This window comes from Cellulomonas sp., assembly GCF_035634735.1.
GTDB lineage: Bacteria > Actinomycetota > Actinomycetes > Actinomycetales > Cellulomonadaceae > Cellulomonas.
In genome coordinates, this window is sequence record NZ_DASQCJ010000146.1 from 1 (window position 1) to 4,901 (window position 4,901).

The 4,901-nt window shown below is 76.1% G+C and carries 6 protein-coding genes; 4 read left to right on the forward strand and 2 right to left on the reverse strand.

What is annotated here, in order from left to right; genetic code table 11:
• Window positions 1–545: catalase (locus tag VER05_RS12695; RefSeq protein ID WP_324845708.1), on the reverse strand; the 545-nt coding region annotated here is incomplete at its 3' end.
• A gap of 139 nt (window positions 546–684) precedes the next feature.
• On the reverse strand, window positions 685–1,194 hold the full coding sequence (locus VER05_RS12700; RefSeq protein WP_324845709.1) for a Fur family transcriptional regulator: 510 nt from the start codon (window positions 1,192–1,194) through the stop codon (window positions 685–687).
• 369 nt (window positions 1,195–1,563) lie between these two features.
• Between VER05_RS12700 and infC the strand changes: the two genes are divergently transcribed.
• The 4 genes from infC (at window position 1,564) to VER05_RS12720 (ending at window position 4,543) form a co-directional block, all read left to right on the forward strand.
• Window positions 1,564–2,610 carry a translation initiation factor IF-3 gene (infC, locus tag VER05_RS12705; protein WP_324845710.1) on the forward strand — a complete coding sequence of 349 codons (1,047 nt, stop codon included), beginning with the start codon at window positions 1,564–1,566 and terminating at the stop codon, window positions 2,608–2,610.
• 86 nt (window positions 2,611–2,696) lie between these two features.
• Window positions 2,697–2,891 carry a 50S ribosomal protein L35 gene (rpmI, locus tag VER05_RS12710; protein WP_154730244.1) on the forward strand — a complete coding sequence of 65 codons (195 nt, stop codon included), beginning with the start codon at window positions 2,697–2,699 and terminating at the stop codon, window positions 2,889–2,891.
• 61 nt (window positions 2,892–2,952) lie between these two features.
• Window positions 2,953–3,339: a 50S ribosomal protein L20 gene (gene rplT, locus VER05_RS12715; protein WP_147793760.1), complete on the forward strand. Its 387-nt coding sequence runs from the start codon at window positions 2,953–2,955 to the stop codon at window positions 3,337–3,339.
• 256 nt (window positions 3,340–3,595) lie between these two features.
• A complete protein-coding gene (locus VER05_RS12720; protein WP_324845711.1) occupies window positions 3,596–4,543 on the forward strand; it encodes an RNA methyltransferase in 948 nt (315 codons plus the stop codon).
• Window positions 4,544–4,901: the final 358 nt, after the last annotated feature.

The following is a 4,901-nucleotide window of genomic DNA, read 5'->3' on the forward strand; positions in this document are numbered from 1 at the left end:
CGGTCGCCCATGAGCCAGGTGACCTGGTGGGCCGACTCGGGGGACAGCGACCAGAAGTCCCACTGCATGTCGTTGTCGCGCAGGTTCGAGCCGGGCAGGCGCTTCTGCGAGCGGATGAAGTCGGGGAACTTGATGCCGTCGCGCAGGAAGAACACCGGGGTGTTGTTGCCGACCAGGTCGTAGTTGCCCTCGGACGTGTAGAACTTCAGCGCGAAGCCGCGCGGGTCGCGCCAGGTGTCGGGGGAGCCGTGCTCGCCGGCGACGGAGGAGAACCGCGCCAGCATCTCGGTCTCGACGCCGGGCTGGAACAGCGCGGCGCGGGTGTACCGGCTGACGTCGCCCGTGGTGGTGAAGGTGCCGAAGGCGCCGCCGCCCTTGGCGTGCACGACGCGCTCCGGGACCCGCTCGCGGTTGAACTGCGCGAGCTTCTCGACCAGGTAGTGGTCGTGCAGGACGATCGGGCCGTCGGCGCCGACCGTCTGGGCGTGCGCGTCGGACGCCACGGGGGCGCCGGAGTTGGTGGTCGTCGGGTGGACCTGGGTCACGGGGGTGTCCTTCCGGGTCGTCGGCGCGCCGGTCGAGGGCGCGCCGGGGACCGGGCGGGCGGGGTCGCCCGACCGGGAGTCGTGGGGTGGTCGGTGGTGCGGGTGTCGGGCGGGGCGGCGGCGCGCCCCGGGGCTGCGGTCAGTCGGTCGCGCGGCTGCGGCAGTCGGGGCACAGGCCCCAGAAGGTGACCTCGGCCGTCTCGACCGTGAAGCCGGACGTCGAGCTCGGGACGAGGCACGGCGCCTCGCCGACGACGCAGTCGACGTCGTCGACCGCGCCGCACGAGCGGCAGACCACGTGGTGGTGGTTGTCGCCCACCCGGCGCTCGTACCGGGCGGGGTGCCCGGCCGGCTCGATCCGCCGGAGGATGCCCACGTCGGTCAGCGCGTGCAGGACGTCGTAGACCGCCTGCACCGAGACGGTCGGCAGCGCCTCCCGGGCCCGCCGGAGCACGGCCTCGGCGTCGGCGTGCGGCAGCTCGTCGACCGCACCGAGCACGGCGAGCCGCGGGGCGGTGACGCGCAGGCCCCGGGCGCGGAGCAGCTCCGCGGGGTCGGCGTGGCGGTCGGCGGTGCGGCCCGCGTCGTGCGGGTGGCCGGCGGTCGACGCGGCGCCGGGTGCGGCGGGTGCGTGCTGGTCGACGGGCATGCCGCCACCCTGACACGGTTTCTGGAACTGTTCAAGTAGGTATCTGACGAGGTGTCACGTCGGGGCGGGGCCCGGAGGGGTGGGGTGCGCGGGGTGACGCGGGGAACACGCAGGGGTCCCCGGGTGTTCTGGTAGAGTCATTCACGACTGGCCTGGGTCGACGTGTGTCACCGCTTCACCGCGGGGGCGTCCGGCGGCCCGGGTGCACAAGTGGAGGCCACTCCCACCTGAGTCCCGACCGCCCGGTCCGCCGGCAGCAGGGTCCAGGTCCCCGGTCCAGGTCACGATCCTCTCGCGAGGCGCGTGGCCCGACGGCGCACCGTTCCGACGGGGTGCCGCGGATCGTGTCGGCCCTCCACCTGTGCTCAGGTGCGAGGGCCTTCCTCGTTCCTGGAGGTCACCCACTTCGACTTCGAGGAGCACCACATCAGCGAGCCCCGCATCAACGATCGGATCCGCGTCGCCGAGGTCCGCCTGGTCGGCCCGAACGGCGAGCAGGTCGGCATCGTCCGCGTGGAGGACGCGCTGCGCCTGGCCCAGGACGCCGACCTCGACCTCGTCGAGGTCGCCCCGGACGCCCGCCCGCCCGTCTGCAAGATCATGGACTACGGCAAGTTCAAGTACGAAGCAGACATGAAGGCCCGCGAGGCCCGGCGGAACCAGAGCAACACGGTTCTCAAGGAGATCCGCTTCCGGCTCAAGATCGACCCGCACGACTACGGCACCAAGAAGGGCCACGTCGAGCGGTTCCTGGCGGCCGGCGACAAGGTCAAGGTCATGATCATGTTCCGTGGCCGCGAGCAGTCGCGCCCGGAGATGGGCGTGCGCCTGCTGCAGCGCCTGGCGGCGGACGTCGAGGAGCTCGGCTTCATCGAGAGCATGCCGAAGCAGGACGGCCGCAACATGATCATGGTGCTCGGCCCGACCAAGAAGAAGGCCGAGCAGAAGAACGAGCAGCGCCGTGCCCGCGCCCAGCGCGAGCCCCGCCCCGAGGCCCCCGAGGTCGAGGAGACGGAGACGGACGCCCCGGTCGAGGCCGCCGCCCCGGCTGCCGCTGCTCCGGCTCCGGCCGCTGCGCCGGCCCCGGTCGCCGAGCCCGCCCCGGCTCCCGCCGCTGCCCCGGCCCCGGCTGCTGCCCCGGCTCCGGCCGCCGCGCCGCGTCCGCAGTCGGCGCCGAAGCCGGCGACGGCCCCGCGCCCCGCGGCCGCGCCCCGGCCGGCCGCCGCGCCGAAGCCCGCCACCGCCCCGAAGCCGGCCTCGCGGCCGACCTCGACCCCCCGCCCGACCCCCGGCACCTCGGCCGGGTCGACGGCGGCGCCGGCCCCGCGGCCCACCCCGCGGCCGGCACCGACCCCGCGCCCGTCGGCGCGACCGGCCCCCCGCGGCCAGTCGACCGGCGGCACCGGGAACGCCTGACCTGCACCGACACGCCCGGACCCCACCGGGATCGGACGGACGAGTCGCGCTCCGGCGCGATGCGACGACAAGGAGAGACGGCAGCCATGCCGAAGAACAAGACGCACTCCGGTGCGAAGAAGCGCTTCCGGATCACCGGGAGCGGCAAGGTCATGCGCGAGCAGGCCAACGCGCGTCACCTGCTCGAGCACAAGTCGAGCCGTCGCACGCGTCGCCTCGCCTCGGACCAGGTCGTCTCCGCGGCCGACGCCCCCAAGATCAAGAAGCTGCTCGGCAAGTGACCCGTCGGCGCGCGAGCGCCGCGGTCCTGAGCCGACCCGATAACGAAGCAAGGAGCATCACGTGGCACGCGTGAAGCGGGCGGTCAACGCCCAGAAGAAGCGCCGGGCGACCCTCGAGCGGGCCTCCGGCTACCGCGGTCAGCGGTCGCGCCTGTACCGCAAGGCGAAGGAGCAGGTCACCCACTCCCTCGTCTACGCCTACCGCGACCGCAAGGCGCGCAAGGGCGACTTCCGCAAGCTGTGGATCCAGCGGATCAACGCGGCTGCGCGCGAGCAGGGCCTGACCTACAACCGCCTGATCCAGGGCCTCAAGGCCGCTGGTGTCGAGGTCGACCGTCGCGTGCTGGCCGACCTGGCCGTCACCGACGTCGCCGCGTTCAACGCGCTGGTGCAGGTCGCCAAGGACGCGCTGCCGGCCGACGTGAACGCGCCCAAGGCCGCCGCCTGACGCACGGCGTCATCGCGGGGCGCGCGGGCTGACCGCGCGCACGCACCCCTCAGGACCCCCGGGAGCCGTAGGCCCCCGGGGGTCCTGCGCGTCCGGGGGCCCCTCGCGCCCGGCCGGCCTGCGCGTGCAGGGGCGGCCCCGTGCGCCGAGCGCGGTGGCTCCAGCCGAGTGCGCGGCCTGGAGGTACCGCGCTCGGCTGGAAGCGCCGCGCTGGGCGCCTGCACCCGTCGGGTGGACGGTGCGGGAGGATGGGGCCGTGTCCCGCACCTCCGCCGACGGTCCCGCCGCCGCCCTCCTGACCAACCCGCACGCCGACCGGGTCCGGGCCGTGCGCGCGCTCGGCACCCGCTCGGGCCGCCGGCGCGCCGGGCGGTACCCCGTCGAGGGCCCGCAGGCGGTGCGCGAGGTGGTGCGCTGGGCGCCGCGCACGGTCCGGGACGTGTACCTGACGCCCGAGGCCGCCGACCGGTACGCCGAGATCGTCGAGGACGCGGAGGCCGCGGGCCTGCACCTGCACCTCGGCGACCCCTCGGTGCTCGACGCCATGTCGCCCGACGCGCAGGGGGTCCTGGCCGTCGCCGACCTGCCGGAGGCCGCCCGGCCCGCCGCGCGGGACGAGGTGCCGGTCGGGCCGCTGGGCGCCGACGCGCTCGGCGCCGTGCTCGCCGCCCGCCCGCGCCTGGTGGCCGTGCTGGCGCAGGTGCGCGACCCCGGGAACGCCGGGACGGTGATCCGGGTCGCGGACGCCGCCGGCGCCGACGCGGTCGTGGTCGCGGGGGACAGCGTCGAGACGACGAACCCCAAGGTCGTGCGGTCCACGGCCGGGTCGCTGTTCCACCTGCCGGTGGTGTCCGGGGTGTCGGTCGGCGACGCGGTCGAGGCGCTGCGGGCGGCGGGGCTCGCGGTGCTCGCGGCCGACGGGACGGGCGACCTCGACCTGGACGACCTGCAGGACGCGGCCGCGGTGGCGGGGGCCGGCGTCGGTGCGGACGCCCACGCCGAGCCCGCGGAGCGCGCCGCGCCCGCCGACCTCCGGGCGCCGACGGCCTGGCTGTTCGGCAACGAGGCGTGGGGCCTCCCGCCCGAGGACCGCGACCGCGCCGACGCCGTCGTGCGGGTGCCGCTGCGCGGCCGCGCGGAGTCGCTCAACCTCGGCACGGCCGCGGCGGTCTGCCTCTACGCGTCCTCCCGCGCGCACCGCTGACCCGGCCGCGGGTCCGGCGCCCCGCGCACGCCCGGTGCGGCGCGCGCCCGGTGCGGCGCGCGCCCGTCGTGCCGGCGCACGCCGCGCGGAGCGCGCGCACCGTCGAGTGGAACGTCGTGACCGACACGCCGACGGCGTGTCCGCCACGACGTTCCACTCGAGCCCCGACGGACGCCCCCGACCCCGCGCCGGCCACCCACCCGGCCCCGCCGCACGGCATGCTGGACCGATGCGCGTCTTCGCCGCCCTCTGGCCCACCGACGACGTCCGCCGGCACCTGGCGTCCGCTCTCCGCTCCGCCGTCGGCGTCGACGCCGAGCACGCCCCGGGCCGTGCGCCCGACGGCGTCCGCTGGACG

Excerpts from the sequence above, each read along its gene's own strand:
- rpmI (WP_154730244.1), top strand. The coding sequence starts at position 2,697 with ATGCCGAAGAACAAGACGCACTCCGGTGCGAAGAAGCGCTTCCGGATC.
- VER05_RS12700 (WP_324845709.1), bottom strand. The coding sequence starts at position 1,194 with ATGCCCGTCGACCAGCACGCACCCGCCGCACCCGGCGCCGCGTCGACC.